The sequence below is a fragment of the Nocardia otitidiscaviarum genome, assembly GCF_007362295.1.
GTDB lineage: Bacteria > Actinomycetota > Actinomycetes > Mycobacteriales > Mycobacteriaceae > Nocardia > Nocardia otitidiscaviarum.
Genome location: NZ_CP041695.1, coordinates 4,721,519 through 4,738,954 on the forward strand (window position 1 = coordinate 4,721,519; position 17,436 = coordinate 4,738,954).

A 17,436-nucleotide genomic window follows, 5' to 3' on the forward strand; every position below is an offset into this window, starting at 1 on the left:
AATGCGGGCAATTCGCGCGGAAACTTCTGCGCTCGACTCCTCGATGGCTACAGTGTGGTACTCGAAGGTGCGGGAGGCTCGTGGCGCGGGAGGGGTTCGATGCTCGATGCGCGGCCGACCCGCGTCCCGCCGAGCGGTCGGCGCGGCGGCCGGGCCACACCGAGGCCCGCACGGTTCCCGCACGCGCACAGTCGATTCGGTCCGCACTCGAATTCGGCACCGGTCGCCCACGCGTTCGCCACCGGTCACTCGCGCACCACGATCGGGTAATGAACCTAGAAGAACAGGATCGACGATGACCGATGACCGGTTGACACTGAGTGAGCGATGCGTGCTGCTCGTGCTGATGGCCGAGGCGCGCGAACTGACCAATGCCGAACTGTCGTCGGTCGCGGGCATCAAGCTCGACGGTCGCTACCGGCGCCACCTCAACGATCTCGGTCTGGTGAGCAGCGCCCTGGTCGGGCGGGCGTACGTGCACGAGCTGACCGACAAGGGCGCGGTGTGGTGTGCCGAGGAATTGACGCGGCAGCGACCCGCCCGGTCCGGGTGCGCCGGTGGGGCGCTCTATGCCGTGCTGGCGGGACTGCGGCGGTATCTCGACGACAGCGGACAGGTGCTCGCCGACGTCTTCCGGCCCGATGTGCCGGGTCGGGTGGAGTCGGCGTACGCCGAGCTGAGCCGGGGCGGCGGCACGCCGGTGCGGCTGGCCGCACTGCGGGAACGGCTCGCGGAACTGCCGCGCGGCGAGGTCGACCGGGCGCTGGAACTGCTGGCCCGGCGGCCGCACGTGCACGTGCGCGCGGAAGCGGACCAGAAGACGCTGACCGCGGCCGATCACGCGGCCGCCGTGGTGCTGGGCGGTACCCCGCGACATCTGCTCACCATCGAGGCGGCACGGTGAACGAGGAACAGCGGCACGCCCTGGCCTCGATCCAGTTCAGCAGCGTACTCGGACCCGATCAGGTGTGGAGCCCGCTGAGCTACCACGTCGACGGCCTGCACTCCGCATCGGTCGAGGTGCTGACCCATGCGGTGCGCGCCGCCCGGAACCGGCCTCGCAGCATGCCCACCGGTCTGGTCCTCAGCGGTGAGAAGGGTGTCGGCAAGACCCATATGCTCGGCTGGCTGCGCCGCCACGTGCAGGATCAGGGCGGCGCGTTCTTCATGCCCAAGCTCATCGACGGCGAATCCTTCTGGGCGGGCGCGGTGCACGGGATCGTCACCCAGCTGCGCGGCTCCGACGGCGGCCAGCTGGGCCGGATGCTGACCGCACTGGCCGAAATGACCGGCTGCGGTCCCGAACTGGGCATGCGGCTGCGCGGCACCATGCCGGTGAGCCGTGGCGATCTGGACGAATTCCTCGACCGCGTCGAGGATCTCGACCCGCAGGTGGCTGCCCAGTGCCGCGATACCCTGCGCGCCCTGGTGCTCTACCAGGCCCGCAGGAATCTCGGTGAGATCGGCCTGAGCTTCCTCACCCTGCCGGAGGGCATCGACGAATCCGACCGGGCCGCCTGGGGTTTCCGCCGCCGCGAGCGGGTGCCGCAGCTGGTGTTCGGCGACATGTGCCGGCTGTTCGCCCTCACCGGCCCGGTCGTGCTGGCCATCGATCAGATCGACAGCCTCATCGCCCAGTCCGGGCGGGGCGATGCGGACCAGCTCGCCAACCGGCTCGCCGACGGGCTGATGCGGATGCGTGAGGAAACCGTTCGGACCCTGATCGTCGCCGCCTGTATCCCCAAATCCTGGGAGCTGCTCACCGCCCGCGCGGTGAACTCCGCCGCGGACCGGTTCACGGTGCTCGAACTCTCCACGGCCATGCCCTCCGAGGCGGTTGCCACCGCCATCGTGGAACGCCATCTCGGCAGCCTGTACGCCGATATCGGATTCGAGCCGCCGTATCCGACCTGGCCGGTGCTGCCGCGGGCGTTCGATGATCCCGAGGTCGCCATGTACACCCCGCGCCGCCTGCTCCAGCGGGTGGAGGAACACGTGCGCGGCTGCCTGGCCGCGAACACCATCGGCGAACTCGCCTCGTTCGGGCTGGCCGTACCGGCGGCCGACCCCACCCGGGCGATTCCCGCGGCCGGCGGCTCGACGACGCTCGACGAACGCTTCGCCCGGCTGCGCGCCGGCGCGAACGTGGCGGGACCGTTGGACCCCACACGCGAGGACGACCTGATGTTCTCGCTGCTGAATTCGGCGCTGGCCTGCTACGTGCTGGAACAGCCGGGCGGGGGGCAGCAGCTGACGGTCGATCCGCCCACCCTGGTGCGACCCGCCCTGCACGCGCGGCTGCGGCGCACCCTCGACGAGGCCAGCGAGGACGAGGAGCACTGGAGTTTCCGGGCCATCGCCCACGGGCACGCGCGCGCGGTCCTGACCCGACTGCGCTCGGCGTGTCTGGAGGCCGGTATCGGACCACGGGCCCGCAAGCGGCATCTCGTGATCGTGCGGAACACCCCGTACTCGTCCGGTCCGGCCACCCGGGCCGCCTTGGCCGAACTGGAAGCGGCACAGGGGCTCTCGTTGAGCATCGACGAGGAGGACCTACGCACCTTCAGTGCGCTGCACACCATGTACGGCGAGGCGGGCCCGGAGTTCCACGGCTGGTTGACGACTCGGCGGCCGGCCAGCGAATCACGGTTGTTCAGGCGCGTTCTCGGCGATGCCGTCACGGAGGCGCTCGAACCGCCCGCAACTCTCGAACCGCCCGCCACCGTCGAACAGGCCGCCCCGCCATCGGCGGTCACCGAGCCGAACGCACCCGACGACGCCGAGCGGCCCATGCTCACCGTGGGCCGCCAGGTGGACACCGGTGCGGCCTTCCAGGTTCCGCTGCACCAATTGCGCAAGCACACCGCGGTTTTCGCGGGCAGCGGTTCGGGCAAGACCGTCCTGCTGCGACGGCTGGTGGAGGAGGCCGCGCTGCACGGCGTGTCCTCCATCCTGATCGACACCAACAACGATCTGGCCCGGCTGGGCGACAGCTGGCCCGCCGCACCGGATGCGTGGGGGCGTGCGGACGCGGAGCTGGCCGAGCGGTACTTCAACGATACCGAGGTGATCGTCTGGACGCCCCGGCGGGAAGCGGGACGACCACTCGCCCTGAATCCGCTGCCCGACTTCGGCGATGTGCTGGACGACCCCGACGAGTTCCGCACCGCCATCGACGCCTCGGTCGCGGGGCTGCTCCCCCGCACCGGACTGACGGCGGCGAAGCTGCGCACCGGCACCGCGGTACTGACCGAGGCGCTGACCCATTTCGCGCGCGAGCACGGCACCGAACTGAACGCGTTCGTGGAACTGCTCGCCGCCCTGCCGGAGGGCGTCAGTTCCATCCGGAACGCGGCCCGGCTGGCATCGGGAATGGCCGACGAACTCAACGCCGCCATGATCAACGATCCGGTGTTCGGCGGCGACGGTGAACGGCTCGATCCCGGCACCCTGCTCACCCCGGCCCCCGGACGGCGCGCCCGCATCTCCGTGATCAGCTGTATCGGCCTGCCCACCACCGAGCAGCGCCAGACCTTCGTCAACCAGTTGGAGTTGGCCCTGTTCGCCTGGATCAAACGGCATCCGGCGGGCGACCGTCCACTCGGCGGCCTGCTGGTCCTCGACGAAGCCCAGACCTTCGCGCCGTCTCGCGGTACGACGGCCTCCACCGCCAGCACCCTCCAACTCGCCACGCAGGCACGCAAATACGGCCTCGGCATGGTCTACGCCACCCAGGCGCCGAAGGCGCTGCACAACCTGGTCACCGGCAATGCCGCGACCCAGTTCATCGGCCTGCTCAACGCCTCGGTGCAGATCCAGGCAGCGCAGGAACTGGCCCGGGCCAAGGGCGGGTGCGTGGACGACATCGCCCGGCTGCCCGCAGGCCGCTTCTACGGCGCGGGCGAGGGCTCCGCCTTCCGCAAGATCACCACCCCGATGTGCCTGAGCCACCATCCGCCCAGCGCCCTCACCGAGGAGGAGGTCCTGGCCCGGGCCCGCCGCGAACCGCGCTGAGCCCCGCGCCGCACATGTGCGCCGATATCCGGCACGGCACCGGTTCCCGCACATAAGTGCTCACTCGATGAGCACTTATACGCGGAGGATGGTTCTCGACACCGATCGAGAAGGAGGCGTGAAGATGACGACCGTCGTCGCACGCAATGCGGCCGAATGGCGAGCCTGGCTGGCCGAACACAGCCACACGACCACCGAGGCGTGGCTGGTGATCCGGCACGTAGGTTGCGGCATTCCCAGTGTGCGCATGCACGAGGCCATGGAGCAGGCGCTGTGCTTCGGCTGGATCGACAGCGTGCACCGCACCTACGACGCGGACAGTTCGATACTGCGATTCACCCCGAGGGGCCCGCGCAGCAGCTGGAGCAAGGTCAACCGGGACCGAGCCGTGCGCCTGATCGAGCAGGGACTGATGACCGAGCGAGGACGAGCGGTCATCGAGCGTGCGCGCACCGAAGGAACCTGGCAGCCGCTGCCGGATACGGCCGCCACCGCCATCCCCACCGACCTGCGACGCCCGCTGGAGCGAAACGCCGTGGCCGACGAGAACTTCCGCCGCTTTCCACCGTCCTCGAAACGGCTGATCCTGGAATGGATCGCCAGCGCGAAACGCCCCGAGACCCGGACTCGGCGCATCGCGCGCACGGTGGAACTCGCCGCCCGCAACCAACGCGCCAATCATCCCGGTGTGCGCATCGCCGACGACTGAACGCGCTCACCGGTGGGCGGGGCCACGGGCCCCGGCCGTCCCGGCTGCCGAGCATCCCGCCGCGCCACCCTGAGACTCGAACGTTCAGGCTAGATCGTCTGTGCGGCTTCGGCTTCCACCAACGACCGCAGGAATCCGTCCGGCACCTCGGGCCATTCCGGCCACCATCGACCGGCGAGCCGATCCGCGTGCAGGGCGGCGAGCGTGGCCACCACATGCGGCCCGCCGTCGAGGATGTAGCGCACCGATCCGTGCTCCGCGCACTGTGCGCACACCATCGCCAGCAGGGCCTTCGCCGCCTCGGTGCGTCCGGTGGCGGCCAGGCAGGCGACGAGCATGCGCCGCGCCTTGAGCAGTTCCCGGGGCCGGTGCACGGATTCGAGGCGATCCACCCACTCTCGCGCCCAGACATGGGCGAGTTCGGCACGGGCGGGCGAGGATTCGGACAGGAGCAGTCGAATCGCGGTGAATTCCTCGTAGAGCACCGTGAATTCGTCGATCTCGTCCACCGGCCGGCGGCGCGCCGCGTAATCGACCACGGGCAGCGGGCCGAAGTCGGGGTGCGCGGGCAGGCCGAGCCGCAGCCGTTCGTTCTCCACCTCGGCCCGCAGCCGGGGCAGCGACATCGAATGCGCCACGCGCGCGCCCTCGTTCAACCGGCGAATGGCGGCGGCGCGATCACCGCGCAGCGCCTTGATCCGGGCCCCGACCACGTAGCGGGCCAGTTTGAAGTCGACGACCCCCGCGTCCGGTCCCAGTTTGTAGCCCTCGTCCAGCAGCCGTTCCGCCTCGCCGATCTCCCCGCGCTCGTACAGCAGTTCACCGAGCAGCGATCCGGCCAGCCGGGCACCGTAGGAGTGGCTACCGCCGGACTGCTTCGCCACCTGCAGCGCGGCCCGGAAATAGTGTTCGGCCCGTTCGATATCGAGTTGCAGACTCGCCGCCAGGCCGAGGAAGCACAGGCCGTGCACCTTGTTGTAGAACCCCTTGTTCCGGCGCATGTACGGTGCCGCCCAGTCCTCGATGCGCACCGCCTCGTCGAAGTCGTAGCGGTAGGCCGCCGCGAAACAGGCCACATTGGCCCCGATCGCCACCACATAGGGCGAGAGTTCGTCGGCGCGCGCGAAGCACGGCGCCAGCATCTCCTCCACCCCGATCAGCACATCCCCGCGCACGGTCACCACCGCGTGCACCACGCCCGCCTCGGCGCGCAGCAGGGCGGTGGCGTCGGCGTCGAGGCCGTCGCGGTCGAAGGTCGATTCCGCAAGGCGCAGTGCGCGTTCCGCCGCGTCGGCGCGGTGCAGCAGGATATTCGCCCACGCCAGATCCAGTTGCAGGCGGGGATGCGATTCGATGACCGCCGGGGGCAGTTTGTTCACCAGCCCGATGAGGCTGGCCATCTGCCCGTACTCGAGCAGTGACATGCCGTCGCGTTCCACGATGTCGACGGCGCCGGTCTCGTCCCCGGCCAGCAGCGCGTGATCCACCGCCTCGCTGACGTGCCGATGGTCGGCGAACCAGCGCGAGGCCATCCGATGCAGCCGGTCGATACGTTCGGGCAGATCATGTTCGAGCCGCTGCCGCAGGAAATCCCGGAACAGATGGTGGTATTGGAACCAGCGGCCACCGTCGAGACGGCGCAGGAACAGGTCCTGCTGTTCGATCCGCTCCAGCAGCGCGTGCCCGTCGGTAACCCCGGTGAGCGCGGAAGCCAGATCGCCACAGACGCGTTCGGTGATCGAGGTCGCCACCATGAAGTCCAGCGTCTCGGGTTCCAGCGTGTCGAGCACGTTCTCGGCCAGGAACGCGCCGATGGCGTGGTGGCGACCGGTCAGCTGGGCGATGAGACGTCCCGGTTCGTCGCTGCCGCGCAGCGACAGCGACGCCAGTTGCAGGGCCGCGACCCAGCCGCCGGTGGATTCGGTGAGATCCTCCACATCGCCGCGCTCCAGGTCCAGCCCACCCAGCCGCACCAGCAGGTCGTAGGCTTCATCGGAGTCGAAACGTAGTGCGGCGGGGCCGATTTCGACCAGTTCGTGGCGGGCACGCATGGTGCTCATGGGCAGCCCGGTCTGGCTGCGGCTGGTCACCACGAGGTGCAGGACGGGGCTGGAGCCTTCGATCAGGAAGCGCAGTGCGGCAACGGTGTCGGGGTCGGCGACGCGGTGCCAGTCGTCGATCACCACGGTCAGCTGCTCACCGCGCCGGTCGATATCGTTGATGAGCTCGGTCAGCACGAAGCGACCGGCCTCGTCGCCGTGTTCCTCGAGCAGTTCGCCGAGTTCGCGCGCCAGCGCGGGCCGGACCGCGCGCACGGCCTCGATGAGGTGCGAGAGGAACCACACCACATTGTCGTCGTCACTGTCGACGGTCAGCCACGCCACCGACCCGCCCTCGGCACGCACGGCCGCGCACCACTGCGCGGCCACGGTGGTCTTGCCGAAGCCGGTGGGGCCGTGGATCACCGCGAGCCTGCGGTCGCATCCGTGCCGGAGCGGTGCGAGCAGACGGGGGCGTTCGACCAGCGGCCGGGTGCGTTCCGGCGGACGCAGCCGGGTGGCGGGTACCGGCGGGGTCGTGCGGGTGGTGGTGCGGCGGCGGCCGGTCGGGGTGGTGGCGGGGCGCGGAGCGATCGAGTCCGCGGCGGGGATGGGTAGCGGCATCTCGTCGGGTGCGAGCCCGAGCCGGAGCTGAACCTCGCGCAGCGCCGCCCCGAAATCCGCTGCGCTGGGGTAGCGTTCACCGCGATCGCGGGCCATGGCGGTTTCGATCACGCCGATCAGGTCGGGCGGTAGGCCGGCGTCACCGAGGTCCGGCAGCGGCTGCCGGGTGATCCGCACGAACTGCGCGACCAACTGTTCACCGTTGCGGCGTTCGAACACCGCGTGCCCGGTACCCGCGCAGAACAGGGTCGAGGCCAGGCTGTACACGTCGGCCGTGGCATCCGGCACCTGCCCCTGTAGCACCTCGGGCGCGGTGTAGGCGGGCGATCCCGTGATGGTGCCCGCCGTTGTCTCGAAACCGCCTGTCAGCCGGGCGATTCCGAAATCGGCCAGTTGCGGCTCGCCGTATTCGGTGAGCAGGATATTGCCGGGCTTCACATCCCGGTGCAGCAGTCCGCGCCGGTGCGCGGTCTCCAGCGCACCCGCGATCTTCACCCCGATGCGCAGCACATCCGGCCATTCGAGCGGTCCGTGCTGGTGAATCCGCGCATCCAGGGACCCGTGCCCGTGGTACGGCATCACGATGTAGGGCCGCCCCGTCGCGGTGGACCCCACCTCGAACACGGTGACGATATTCGGATGCCCCGACAGCTTCCCCATGGCGAGCTGCTCCCGCACGAACCGTTCGAGCGCCTCGGAGTCCAGATCCGCCGTCAACACCTTGATCGCGACGGTCCGATCCAACGCGGCCTGGAAACACCGATACACCACCCCGAACCCGCCCCGCCCGATCTCCCGAGCCGCACTGAACCCGCCCGCCTCGAGCTCCGCCGCGAACCCTGCGGTCAGGTCGCGTTGCGTGGTGTGCGGATCGATATGCGCCACGACGACCTCGATACGAAACGTGCCAGTTACCACGAGCATATGCCTGTCGAGGTATTCGCGCGGCACCTCACGCGGCATGGCGGCCGAGGCGCGCGCCGAACAGCCGCTCAGGCCCGCCACCCGTCGGGATCATTCCACGCCGAGATCGAGTTGATTCCAGCCGATCGTCACGGCGAGCGTATCCACAGCGTCGATCGCTGCCACATCCCCGGACGCCCGCAACGACATCCTCTCCACCGTTCTTCTCTCCCGGCCTACCGGTGTACAGGTACCGTGAAACTCGGTAGATCTTTACCGGCCAGGTGAAGGGGGAATCAGATGGTCGGACCGATCGCTCGCGAGCGGCCATGACGGATCCCGCAGAGCCTTTTCCCGCGGGGTCGACTTGGCGCGAGCGCCGTGCCGCTCGCAAGGCTTCGCGGCAGCGTGAGCGTGAGTCGGCACGTCTCGAGCAACAGCGCCGACAAACACAAGCCCTCGCCGCTCAGCAGTACGCCGACCAGTTGGCTCGGTGGCAGTTCGAGCACGACGAGTTGTCGGCACTGCTGCACGCCGCCGAGTCCGCCATCTGGCACACCGGGGGCGCCGAATACGGTGTTCTGCTGAAGAAGAGCGAATCGGCGCTCTGGGCCGCCGAGGCGGTTGCGTTGATCGAACCGCGTCGACATCCCGGTACCTACAGCCGCGGGTATTCCGGGGTCAGTGTCCGCATCGCCAGAGGTGTTCGCTACCACGTCGGAGGCTCCCGCGGACGCTATCTCCCCGGCCCGGAACTACAGACACCCATCGACAGCGGCCAAGCAGTGCTCACCACCTCTCGCGTCGTCTTCAAGGGATTCAAGATGACCCGCGAATGGCGTTTCGACAAGCTCCTCGGTATCGACACCAGCCCGGACGGGGACGCGGTGCTACTCCATGTCTCGAACCGCCAGAAGGTGTCCGGCCTCGTCCTCGGCGGTCTCGTACCGGCATTCGAGTCCTTCCTCGGCACCGCGATAGCCATCGCCCAGAACGGCGCCGAAACCGTTGCGCGAGAACTCGAGTCAAGCTTGTCGGAACACCTGCGACTCCGTCCGTCCCTTCCGCCCGGTTCGGATCTCACACAGGAGATACGGCCTTGGTGACGGGTGAGCGCGCCCGGTTCGCCCGAGGTGACGGATCGGCGCCCGCACGAGGACGTGTTCGCGCTCGACGCACCGCTGGACCGTCCGTGTCGAGAGTGTGCTGACGCGGCGGCAGAAGCCAGCGCACTACGCATCCGGGATCGCCTGTGCAATGAGCGTTTTCGCGTTGTCGCCGAACACCGCCTGCCCCTGTAGCGCGGTCCAAGTACGCTCGTAGAGCGCCAGCTCCGAGGGGGCATTGATCGTCAGTTCCGCTGAGATCGTTTCCACCAACGCCATCCGAGCGTCGTACATCGTGAAACTCGTTGTCGTATAGATGAATCGGTGGGCAGTCGGAACGATCCCGAGCAGCAGGCGTACATTGTCGAACCCCGCATCGAGCAGGTACTGCAACTGCACGGCGCGGACGGCCGGATCGGCGACGTCGACATACAACGCGGACTCGTGGATGAGGATCGCATATCGGGTGACGCCGGTGTGCAACGCGCGCTGACGCTCCAACCGCGCCGCGACCGCGGCGTCGAGATCATCGAGAGCGCCCAGGAATCCGATGCAGGTCGACAGCACGGCGCGCGCGTACGCCTCGGTCTGCAGGATCCCGGACACGACATTCGCCGAGTAGATGCGCACCAGCGTCGTGGCGGCGTCGAGCTCGACACCACGTCGCTGCCGCCGCGCATGCCCACCGGCGGCGATACGCTTCCACTCCGCCCACTGCGCTTGGACGTTGCGTAGCGACGCGATGAGATCCGGGATCGCCAGCTCAGCATCACAGTGGCGACACCAGGTCTCGACGTCCGCTTCGCTCGGCAACTGCTTGCCGTTCTCGATGCGCGAGACCTTCGACCAATGCCAGCCCGCCGCGTCACCGAGTTGTTGCCCGGTCAGACGCGCGCCCTTGCGCAGCTCTCGCAGCCGCGCGCCGAGTGCTTGTCTGATCCGGGCAACCTCGGTCACCGGGCGACCAGATACTCACCGTAGGGAACCGACTGCGCCCAGATCCGGTCGCGGATCGCCACCGCGGCCGCGACGAGCACCGGGTCGGTCGACGCGGCCGCGCCGACCCAGTAGCCGCGCTCGTCGAACAACGAGTACGCGACGAGCCGTTCGTCGAGCAGCCAGAAATCCTCTGCCACCGCATCGGCGGGGTCCGCGTCCTCGCGGCGCAGATACCGCACATCCTCACCGGCAGCGACGTTGTGACGGGTGAGCGCCAGCAGATACCGGGTGTAGAAAGTGTGCGGCACCGACACGATCCGGGCCCGCTCGATAGCGACGCCACGGTCACGCGCGCTGCGAACCTGCTGCAGCCAGCCGTCGAACCACGGACCACCCGGATCGATGGACTCATCAGCCCGGAACGCGGTCAAGCTTTCGTGCTCGGTCTCCGCGAGGTACTCGTCGCGGGTCTCGAGATGGAACGCGCGGTACTGCGCGGTCGCCAGGACGGGCCGGAACTGCTCAGCCCCCAGTAGCAACTGCATCCGGGCGCACCTCCACTCCGATCGAGATCTCCACTGCCGCTTCATGATCAGGGATCTGCATTATCTCCAACGCTTCAGGATCAGTCAGCGGATCACCGTCCAGCAGGAAGGTGCCGTGACCGGTATCGCGCAGGCCGTGCAGGCATGTGCCCGGCTCGGCGAACGCAAGCAGCCGATGCGGTATCTCGATCTGGTCCGCACTGCTGGTCTTCCATCCCTGGACAACGAGGGTGTCGCGGTCACTGGCGTACAGCCGAGGAGATCCGTCACCACCCGATTCACCGCCGATGAATCGAACTTTCATAGGGCACCGCCTAATGAGGTGAGCATCCGTGTGAGTTGCACTCCTAGGCTCCCAGGTCAGACAGATCAGTCGCAGCCAATTGCGCACATTTCTGCACATTTGTAGAGCGTGGTGTGGTCGGGCTCTTAGCGTTCGACTCACCCGGCGTCGGTTGTCACTTCCCCCTCTCCACGTGAAGTGCACATCTACTGGCCGCGGAGGGCGGGCAGCAGGTGGCGAAAGCCGCCGACGCCGGGTGCCCTATCCGAGCGCGCTCACCCGGCGCACCGGTCACCGACCCCGGCCGACCGGCTGCAGACCCTCCCCGCGTGGGTGCTCGACACACCAAGGGGAAGCCCATGGGATCGAAGACACCGACCCATCCCGCCGCACCATCCATCGCGCTCGGCGTCATCACCCCCGGCACCGAACACCTCGGCGGCATCGACGGCGTGGTCCGCGCCGAGCTCGCCGTCCTCGCCACCGTCACCCCCGAACGCGTGCTCAGTCGCGGGGTGTTCTTCATCGAGGACCGTACAGCCACGACGGGAGCCGCGTCATGACCACCATATGGGCCGACCTCCTGCTGTCCGCGCTGCTCGTCGGACTCGTCGGCTTCACCGTGCTCCTGATGTTCTTGCCGCCCGTGCAGACCGGCAAGCACGCACCCAACAACATCAGGGGCAGACATCACCTGAGCGAGGGCTCCCACTCATTGGCCACCCTGCTCGAACAGGCGGGCCGGCCACGATGACTCCCGAACTCACCCGCATCGGCATCGGCGTCTACCGCATCCCCAAGGATTACCCGGAAGACGGCAGCCACTGGCGGCAGGAGCTGGCGAAGCTGGCCGACACCGAGGGTCACGCCCTCGCCACCTTCGTGGCCTGGCACGAAGGCGACGCCCTGTGGATCTACGGCCTGCTCACTGCGGTCCACAAGCATGCCGCGTCCACGATCTTCGTCCTCGTACCCGAGCACCTCGACGGGCAACTTCGCGCCATGACCGGCGTCGCCGACGTCACCCTCGCCAACCCGATCCGCACCATCGCCTACAGCGGATACGGGCGGCCCTACCAGCGGCCCGGACTCCGCGACGCCGTACCACGCGCCACCGTCGGCGCACGGTAACCAGCCTCGAATCACGCAGACCCACAACTGAACCGCCAGGAACGCTCATGAAATCGCGAGCCCTCTACCTCACCGCCGCTACCCTGACCGCCCTCGCCACACCGCTGCTACCGGCGGCACCGGCCCACGCGTACTACAGCTGCGACTTCCACTTCAACTGCGGCCTGCCCTACCTCGAATCCGGCGCGGTCGTGGTCACCGGATGGGCTGACTGCGTACCGACCCCGGAATCGTTCCAGCTGTCGCTGACCCTCGAGTTCCACCCCCGCGGTGGTTCCTGGCAGGTCCGAGCGGCAGACCACTTCACCGGCATCCCGAGCCCGCGCCTGAACGCGGGCGTCTACGACCTGAACTGCACACCCGGTCTCTGGCGTGGTGTGGCCTCGATGTGGTTTACCGTGGACAACCAAGACCGCTCGATGGTCCGGGACACCCCCGAGACGATCATCACCTGCTGAGGAACGCGATGCACCCGAAGCCCGCGACAGCGACCCCGCTCACCTGGCCACAGCGGTGGCTGCGCCTTCAGCTGCGCCTCGACCGCGCACTCACCCGCCACCCCCGCTCGGTCGGCAGCTACCCGCTACGCCACGAGGCCGTGTGGGGGTGGACCGTGCGGCCCGCCGACGGATGGCGCTCGCACCGGTGGGCACCGCCACTGCACCACACCCGCTCGATCGGCGCGCACGACAAGCCCGCCGCCCGGGACTGGTCCCTCGACGCGATGGGTATCGACTGACCCATCGGTGACGTCCAAGTCCTGCCGACCGGAATGCCTGCCACCGACCCACCGCTTGTGTTCGACCAGACCGACATAACCAGCAGATAGACAAGGGCACAGTCGCCGATCCGGACGAGGACGACTACTACTACGAAACAACCATCACGCCACGTACCGCAGAAGCGCTGCGCACGGCAGGCGTAGTAGCTGCCGACGAGCTCAAACACCCTGATCTCAGCTACGGCCTACCGCAGGCAGTCGAAGGCCAGAAGCCGGCCCGCGCGTACTGTCGTAATGCGCGAAAATCGAACAGCCGATACGACGAATCCGCACCGAGCAGGCCGCCGCGAGTCGCCGCGAGACCTAGCCCTCGGCGGCGAGCTGCCCACAGGCGGCGGCGATCTCCTGACCACGGGTATCGCGCACCGTGCAGGGCACGCCCTGCGCCTCGACGCGGCGGACGAACTCACGCTCAACAGGTTTCGGGGAGGCGTCCCACTTCGAACCCGGCGTCGGGTTCAGGGGGATGACATTGACATGCACGCGGGAGCCCAGGGCCTTGTGCAGCTTCTTACCGAGCATATCGGCGCGCCACGGCTGGTCGTTGATGTCACGGATCAACGCGTACTCGATCGACACGCGGCGGCCGGACTTGTCGGCGTAATAGCGTGCCGCGTCGAGGACTTCGGCGACCGGCCAGCGGTTGTTCACCGGGACCAGGGTGTCGCGCAGTTCGTCGTCGGGGGTGTGCAGGGAGACGGCGAGGGTCACCGACAGGTCCTCGTCGGCGAGTTTGCGGATGGCGGGGGCCAGGCCGACCGTGGAGACCACCACATTGCGCTGGGAGATGCCCAGACCGTCCGGAGCCGGAGACGTGATGCGGCGCACGGCGTTGACCACGCGTTTGTAGTTGGCCAAGGGCTCGCCCATACCCATGAAGACGATATTGGACAGGCGGCCGGGCCCGCCGGCGACCTCGCCGTCGCGCAGTGCCGCGGCGGCGGCGCGCACCTGGTCGACGATCTCGGCGGTGGAGAGGTTGCGGTTCAGGCCGCCCTGGCCGGTGGCGCAGAAGGGGCAGGCCATACCGCAGCCGGCCTGGCTGGAGATGCACAGCGTGGCCCGGTCGGGGTAGCGCATGAGCACCGACTCGAGCAGGGTGCCGTCGCCCGCCTTCCACAGTGTCTTGCGGGTGCTGCCGTCATCGCAGGCGATATGCCGGACGGGGGTGAGCAGCGGCGGGAACAGCGCCTCACCCACCTTGGCGCGCATATCGGCGGGCAGATCGGTCATCTGCTCGGGATCGGCCTGCAGCCGCCCGTAGTACTGGCGCGCGATCTGGTCGGCGCGGAACTTCGGCAGCCCCAGGTCCGCCATGGCGGCGCGCCGCTCCTCGGCATCGAGGTCGGCGAGGTGCCGCGGCGGCATGCCACGGCGGGGGGCGTCGAAGACGAGCGGCAGGGGGGCAGTCATAACCTCTCCAGTGTCCCATCCGAGCGCGGTCGCGCGGGTGCCGGGGCGGGCGGCGCTGATCACACCACCCACGAACACTCGGCAAGTCCGACATACCTGCGACAACGGGCAATATCCGTGCACTGGTCATAGCTATCCGCAATGATCGGGATATGACAGCCGACGCCGTACACCCCGGGGACGCTGAACACCCGGAGCCCGAGAAACAGATCGACAAGCCGACCGACACGAGAAAGCCCGATCCGTCCATCGACCGGGCGCTGAAAACCCGCACCGGCTACACCTGGCTGGCCCTGATCATCGCGGCACTGCTGGGCATCGTGCTGCTGGTCTTCATCCTGCAGAACCTGGAGACGGCCCACGTCGAATTCTTCGCCTGGCGGTTCCAGATGCCGATCGGCGTACTGGTACTGCTGTCGGTGATCATCGGCGCACTGGTGATGGCGCTGGTCGGCGGCTGGCGCATCTTCCAGCTCCGGCGCGCCGCGAAGAAAGTGGGCTGACGGGCGGGGGCTCCACCGTCGGAGCCCCCGGCCTCACAGCAGTGCCGTCAGCACCAGCCAGGACACGAATGCCGACGGCAACATGGAGTCCAGCCGGTCCATGATGCCGCCGTGTCCGGGCAGCAGGGTGCCCATATCCTTGATGCCCAGCTCCCGCTTGATCTGGGATTCGATCAGATCGCCGGTGGTGGCCACCAGCACCAGGCCCACACCCAGCAGCACGCCGATCATGGAATTCGCCTGCAAGAGCAAGGTGACCGTGAGCAGACCGCCGATCACCGAGAACAGCAGGGAGCCGCCGAAGCCCTCCCAGGACTTCTTCGGACTGATGGCGGGAACCATGGGGTGGCGGCCGAAGAGCACGCCGGCGACATAGCCGCCCACATCGGAGCAGACCACCAGGATCATGAAGGTCAGCACCCGCAGATTGCCGTCGTCGTCGAGCAGCATGAGGACGGCGAAGGAGGCCAGCAGCGGCACCCAGGCGAGGACGAAGATGCTGATCGCGGTGTCGCGCAGGTAGTTTCGCGGCGTGGCGCGCAACCCGTGGTCGAACAGCCGCCACACCATGAGGGCGAGCACGGTCGCCGCGAAGGCCCCCGCCACCCCCTCGGTGCCGAAGGGCCAGGCCAGCCAGATGACCGCCTGACCGCCGACAAGCAGCGGAATGCGCGGCACCAGCACATCGGCCTCACGCAGCCGCTTGGCGACCTCCCAGGTGGCCACCGCCATGGCGACCGCGATCACGCCGATGAGAACCTTCGGCACGAACAGCAGGATCGCGATGAGCGACAGCCCCAACCCGAAACCGACCACCAGGGCGGCGGGCAGGTTGCGGCCCGCCTTGGACTTGCCGCCCTTGTCGCCGTCGGACGCCGGGACCGGATCCGGTATGGCGGCCGACGAACCCGTGCGCGCCGGATCGCCGGATGCGCCCGGGGTCGCGGGCTGCTGCGCCGCCCCCGTCACCTCCGACGGCGTCGCATTGTCTGCGGCGGCAGTATCTTCGGCCACGATTGTCCTGTCGCTCACTTGTCGTCCGTTCGTCCCTACCCCCGGCCGGCGCCGCCGACCGGCTCAGACCTCGAGCAGTTCCGATTCCTTGTGCTTGACCAGTTCGTCGATCTGCGCGACGTACTTGTGGGTGGTCTTGTCCAGTTCCTTCTCGGCGCGGCCGACCTCGTCCTCGCCCGCCTCGCCGTCCTTCTGGATGCGGCCCAGCTCCTCCATGGCCTTGCGGCGCACATTGCGGATGGAGATCTTGGCGTCCTCACCCTTGGACTTGGCCTGCTTCACCATCTCGCGACGGCGCTCCTCGGTGAGCTGCGGAACGCTCACCCGGATGATGTGGCCGTCATTGGTCGGGTTCACACCCAGATCCGAGTTGCGGATGGCGGTTTCGATGGCACCCAGCTGCGCGGCCTCGTAGGGCTTGATCACGACCATGCGCGGTTCGGGCACGTTGATGCTCGACACCTGGGTGATCGGGGTGGGCGACCCGTAGTAGTCGATGACGATCCGGGAGAACATGCCCGGATTCGCGCGACCGGTCCGAATGGACCCCAGGTCGTCCTTCGCCACCGAGACGGCTTTCTCCATCTTTTCCTCGGCGTCGAAGAGCGCTTCTTCAATCACGGCGTTTCCTCCACAGCGTCATCGTTCGTTTCGGTCGGCGCGGTCCGTGCGGTTCACGTCCGCACCAACGTGCCGATCTTCTCACCGGCCACGGCACGGGCGATATTGCCCTTGGTCAACAGATTGAACACCAGGATGGGCATCTGGTTGTCCATACAGAGGCTGAACGCGGTGGCATCGGCCACCTTGAGACCACGCTCCAGGACTTCCTTGTGCGTGATCTCGGTGAACATGGTGGCGGCGGCGTCCTCGCGCGGATCCGCGGTGAAGACGCCGTCGACGGCCTTGGCCATGAGCACCACCTCCGCACCGATCTCCAGCGCGCGCTGCGCGGCGGTGGTGTCGGTGCTGAAATACGGCATACCCATACCGGCGCCGAAAATGACGACGCGGCCCTTCTCCAGATGCCGCTTGGCGCGCAGCGGCAGGTACGGCTCGGCGACCTGCCCCATGGTGATGGCGGTCTGCACCCGGGTGTCGATGCCCTGCTTCTGCAGGAAGTCCTGCAACGCAAGGGAATTCATGACGGTGCCGAGCATGCCCATGTAGTCGGAGCGGGCCCGCTCCATCCCGCGCTCCTCGAGTTCGGCGCCGCGGAAGAAGTTGCCGCCGCCGATCACGACCGCGACCTGCACACCGGTGGAGACCACCTCGGCGATCTGTTCGGCGACCGTCTGCACGACATCCGGGTCGAGCCCCACCTTGCCGCCGCCGAACATCTCACCACCCAATTTGAGAAGTACTCGGCGATAGCCCTTGCGGTCGGGCGCCGTTTCCGGGTCCGTCATCGGTCTCCTTCTCCCTCGGCAGC

Annotated in this window: 18 protein-coding genes; 10 read left to right on the plus strand and 8 right to left on the minus strand. The window is 68.2% G+C overall.

Annotation, left to right across the window (positions count from 1 at the left end):
• Positions 1-295: 295 nt before the first annotated feature.
• The 3 genes from FOH10_RS21080 (at position 296) to FOH10_RS21090 (ending at position 4,723) form a co-directional block, all read left to right on the plus strand.
• Positions 296-904 (plus strand): hypothetical protein, encoded by a 609-nt coding sequence (locus tag FOH10_RS21080; RefSeq protein ID WP_143982039.1) that lies wholly within the window; start codon positions 296-298, stop codon positions 902-904.
• Positions 901-4,014, plus strand: coding sequence for an ATP-binding protein (locus tag FOH10_RS21085; protein WP_143982040.1), 3,114 nt, complete (start codon positions 901-903; stop codon positions 4,012-4,014). The genes FOH10_RS21080 and FOH10_RS21085 overlap by 4 nt, the downstream gene beginning before the upstream one ends.
• Positions 4,015-4,138: 124 nt before the next feature.
• Complete coding sequence (locus tag FOH10_RS21090) at positions 4,139-4,723, plus strand: YdeI/OmpD-associated family protein (RefSeq protein ID WP_143982041.1); 585 nt, start codon at positions 4,139-4,141, stop codon at positions 4,721-4,723.
• A gap of 89 nt (positions 4,724-4,812) precedes the next feature.
• Here the strand turns inward: FOH10_RS21090 and FOH10_RS21095 are convergent, their stop codons facing one another.
• Positions 4,813-8,271: a serine/threonine-protein kinase gene (locus tag FOH10_RS21095; RefSeq protein ID WP_143984235.1), complete on the minus strand. Its 3,459-nt coding sequence runs from the start codon at positions 8,269-8,271 to the stop codon at positions 4,813-4,815.
• A 347-nt stretch (positions 8,272-8,618) separates the two neighbouring features.
• Between FOH10_RS21095 and FOH10_RS21100 the strand changes: the two genes are divergently transcribed.
• A complete protein-coding gene (locus FOH10_RS21100) occupies positions 8,619-9,395 on the plus strand; it encodes a hypothetical protein (RefSeq protein WP_143982042.1) in 777 nt (258 codons plus the stop codon).
• Positions 9,396-9,521: 126 nt separating this feature from the next.
• Here the strand turns inward: FOH10_RS21100 and FOH10_RS21105 are convergent, their stop codons facing one another.
• Genes FOH10_RS21105 through FOH10_RS21115 form a run of 3 tightly spaced genes read right to left on the minus strand, consistent with a single transcriptional unit; the run spans position 9,522 to position 11,183 of the window.
• Positions 9,522-10,352, minus strand: coding sequence for a helix-turn-helix domain-containing protein (locus FOH10_RS21105; RefSeq protein WP_143982043.1), 831 nt, complete (start codon positions 10,350-10,352; stop codon positions 9,522-9,524).
• Positions 10,349-10,879 (minus strand): DUF6879 family protein, encoded by a 531-nt coding sequence (locus tag FOH10_RS21110; protein WP_143982044.1) that lies wholly within the window; start codon positions 10,877-10,879, stop codon positions 10,349-10,351. Before FOH10_RS21110 ends, FOH10_RS21105 begins: the two co-directional genes overlap by 4 nt.
• Positions 10,857-11,183, minus strand: coding sequence for a hypothetical protein (locus FOH10_RS21115; RefSeq protein WP_143982045.1), 327 nt, complete (start codon positions 11,181-11,183; stop codon positions 10,857-10,859). Before FOH10_RS21115 ends, FOH10_RS21110 begins: the two co-directional genes overlap by 23 nt.
• Positions 11,184-11,521: 338 nt before the next feature.
• Here FOH10_RS21115 and FOH10_RS21120 point away from each other — a divergent pair, with 338 nt between their 5' ends.
• Genes FOH10_RS21120 through FOH10_RS21140 form a run of 5 tightly spaced genes read left to right on the plus strand, consistent with a single transcriptional unit; the run spans position 11,522 to position 13,032 of the window.
• A complete protein-coding gene (locus FOH10_RS21120; protein WP_143982046.1) occupies positions 11,522-11,725 on the plus strand; it encodes a hypothetical protein in 204 nt (67 codons plus the stop codon).
• Positions 11,722-11,916: a hypothetical protein gene (locus tag FOH10_RS21125; protein WP_143982047.1), complete on the plus strand. Its 195-nt coding sequence runs from the start codon at positions 11,722-11,724 to the stop codon at positions 11,914-11,916. The genes FOH10_RS21120 and FOH10_RS21125 overlap by 4 nt, the downstream gene beginning before the upstream one ends.
• Positions 11,913-12,293 (plus strand): hypothetical protein, encoded by a 381-nt coding sequence (locus FOH10_RS21130; protein ID WP_143982048.1) that lies wholly within the window; start codon positions 11,913-11,915, stop codon positions 12,291-12,293. Before FOH10_RS21125 ends, FOH10_RS21130 begins: the two co-directional genes overlap by 4 nt.
• Positions 12,294-12,340: 47 nt before the next feature.
• A complete protein-coding gene (locus FOH10_RS21135; protein ID WP_143982049.1) occupies positions 12,341-12,751 on the plus strand; it encodes a hypothetical protein in 411 nt (136 codons plus the stop codon).
• An 8-nt stretch (positions 12,752-12,759) separates the two neighbouring features.
• Positions 12,760-13,032 (plus strand): hypothetical protein, encoded by a 273-nt coding sequence (locus FOH10_RS21140; protein ID WP_143982050.1) that lies wholly within the window; start codon positions 12,760-12,762, stop codon positions 13,030-13,032.
• Positions 13,033-13,377: 345 nt separating this feature from the next.
• Here the strand turns inward: FOH10_RS21140 and rlmN are convergent, their stop codons facing one another.
• Positions 13,378-14,487, minus strand: a complete 1,110-nt coding sequence (rlmN, locus tag FOH10_RS21145; RefSeq protein WP_029929987.1) for a dual-specificity RNA methyltransferase RlmN — start codon at positions 14,485-14,487, stop codon at positions 13,378-13,380.
• A 152-nt stretch (positions 14,488-14,639) separates the two neighbouring features.
• Between rlmN and FOH10_RS21150 the strand changes: the two genes are divergently transcribed.
• Positions 14,640-14,990 carry a LapA family protein gene (locus FOH10_RS21150; protein ID WP_143982051.1) on the plus strand — a complete coding sequence of 117 codons (351 nt, stop codon included), beginning with the start codon at positions 14,640-14,642 and terminating at the stop codon, positions 14,988-14,990.
• Positions 14,991-15,023: 33 nt separating this feature from the next.
• Here the strand turns inward: FOH10_RS21150 and FOH10_RS21155 are convergent, their stop codons facing one another.
• From FOH10_RS21155 to pyrH, 3 genes are all read right to left on the minus strand, one after another.
• A complete protein-coding gene (locus tag FOH10_RS21155) occupies positions 15,024-15,884 on the minus strand; it encodes a phosphatidate cytidylyltransferase (protein WP_052373344.1) in 861 nt (286 codons plus the stop codon).
• A gap of 183 nt (positions 15,885-16,067) precedes the next feature.
• Complete coding sequence (gene frr / locus FOH10_RS21160; RefSeq protein WP_029929992.1) at positions 16,068-16,625, minus strand: ribosome recycling factor; 558 nt, start codon at positions 16,623-16,625, stop codon at positions 16,068-16,070.
• A gap of 53 nt (positions 16,626-16,678) precedes the next feature.
• Positions 16,679-17,413 (minus strand): UMP kinase, encoded by a 735-nt coding sequence (pyrH, locus tag FOH10_RS21165; protein WP_039816082.1) that lies wholly within the window; start codon positions 17,411-17,413, stop codon positions 16,679-16,681.
• Positions 17,414-17,436 lie beyond the last annotated feature (23 nt).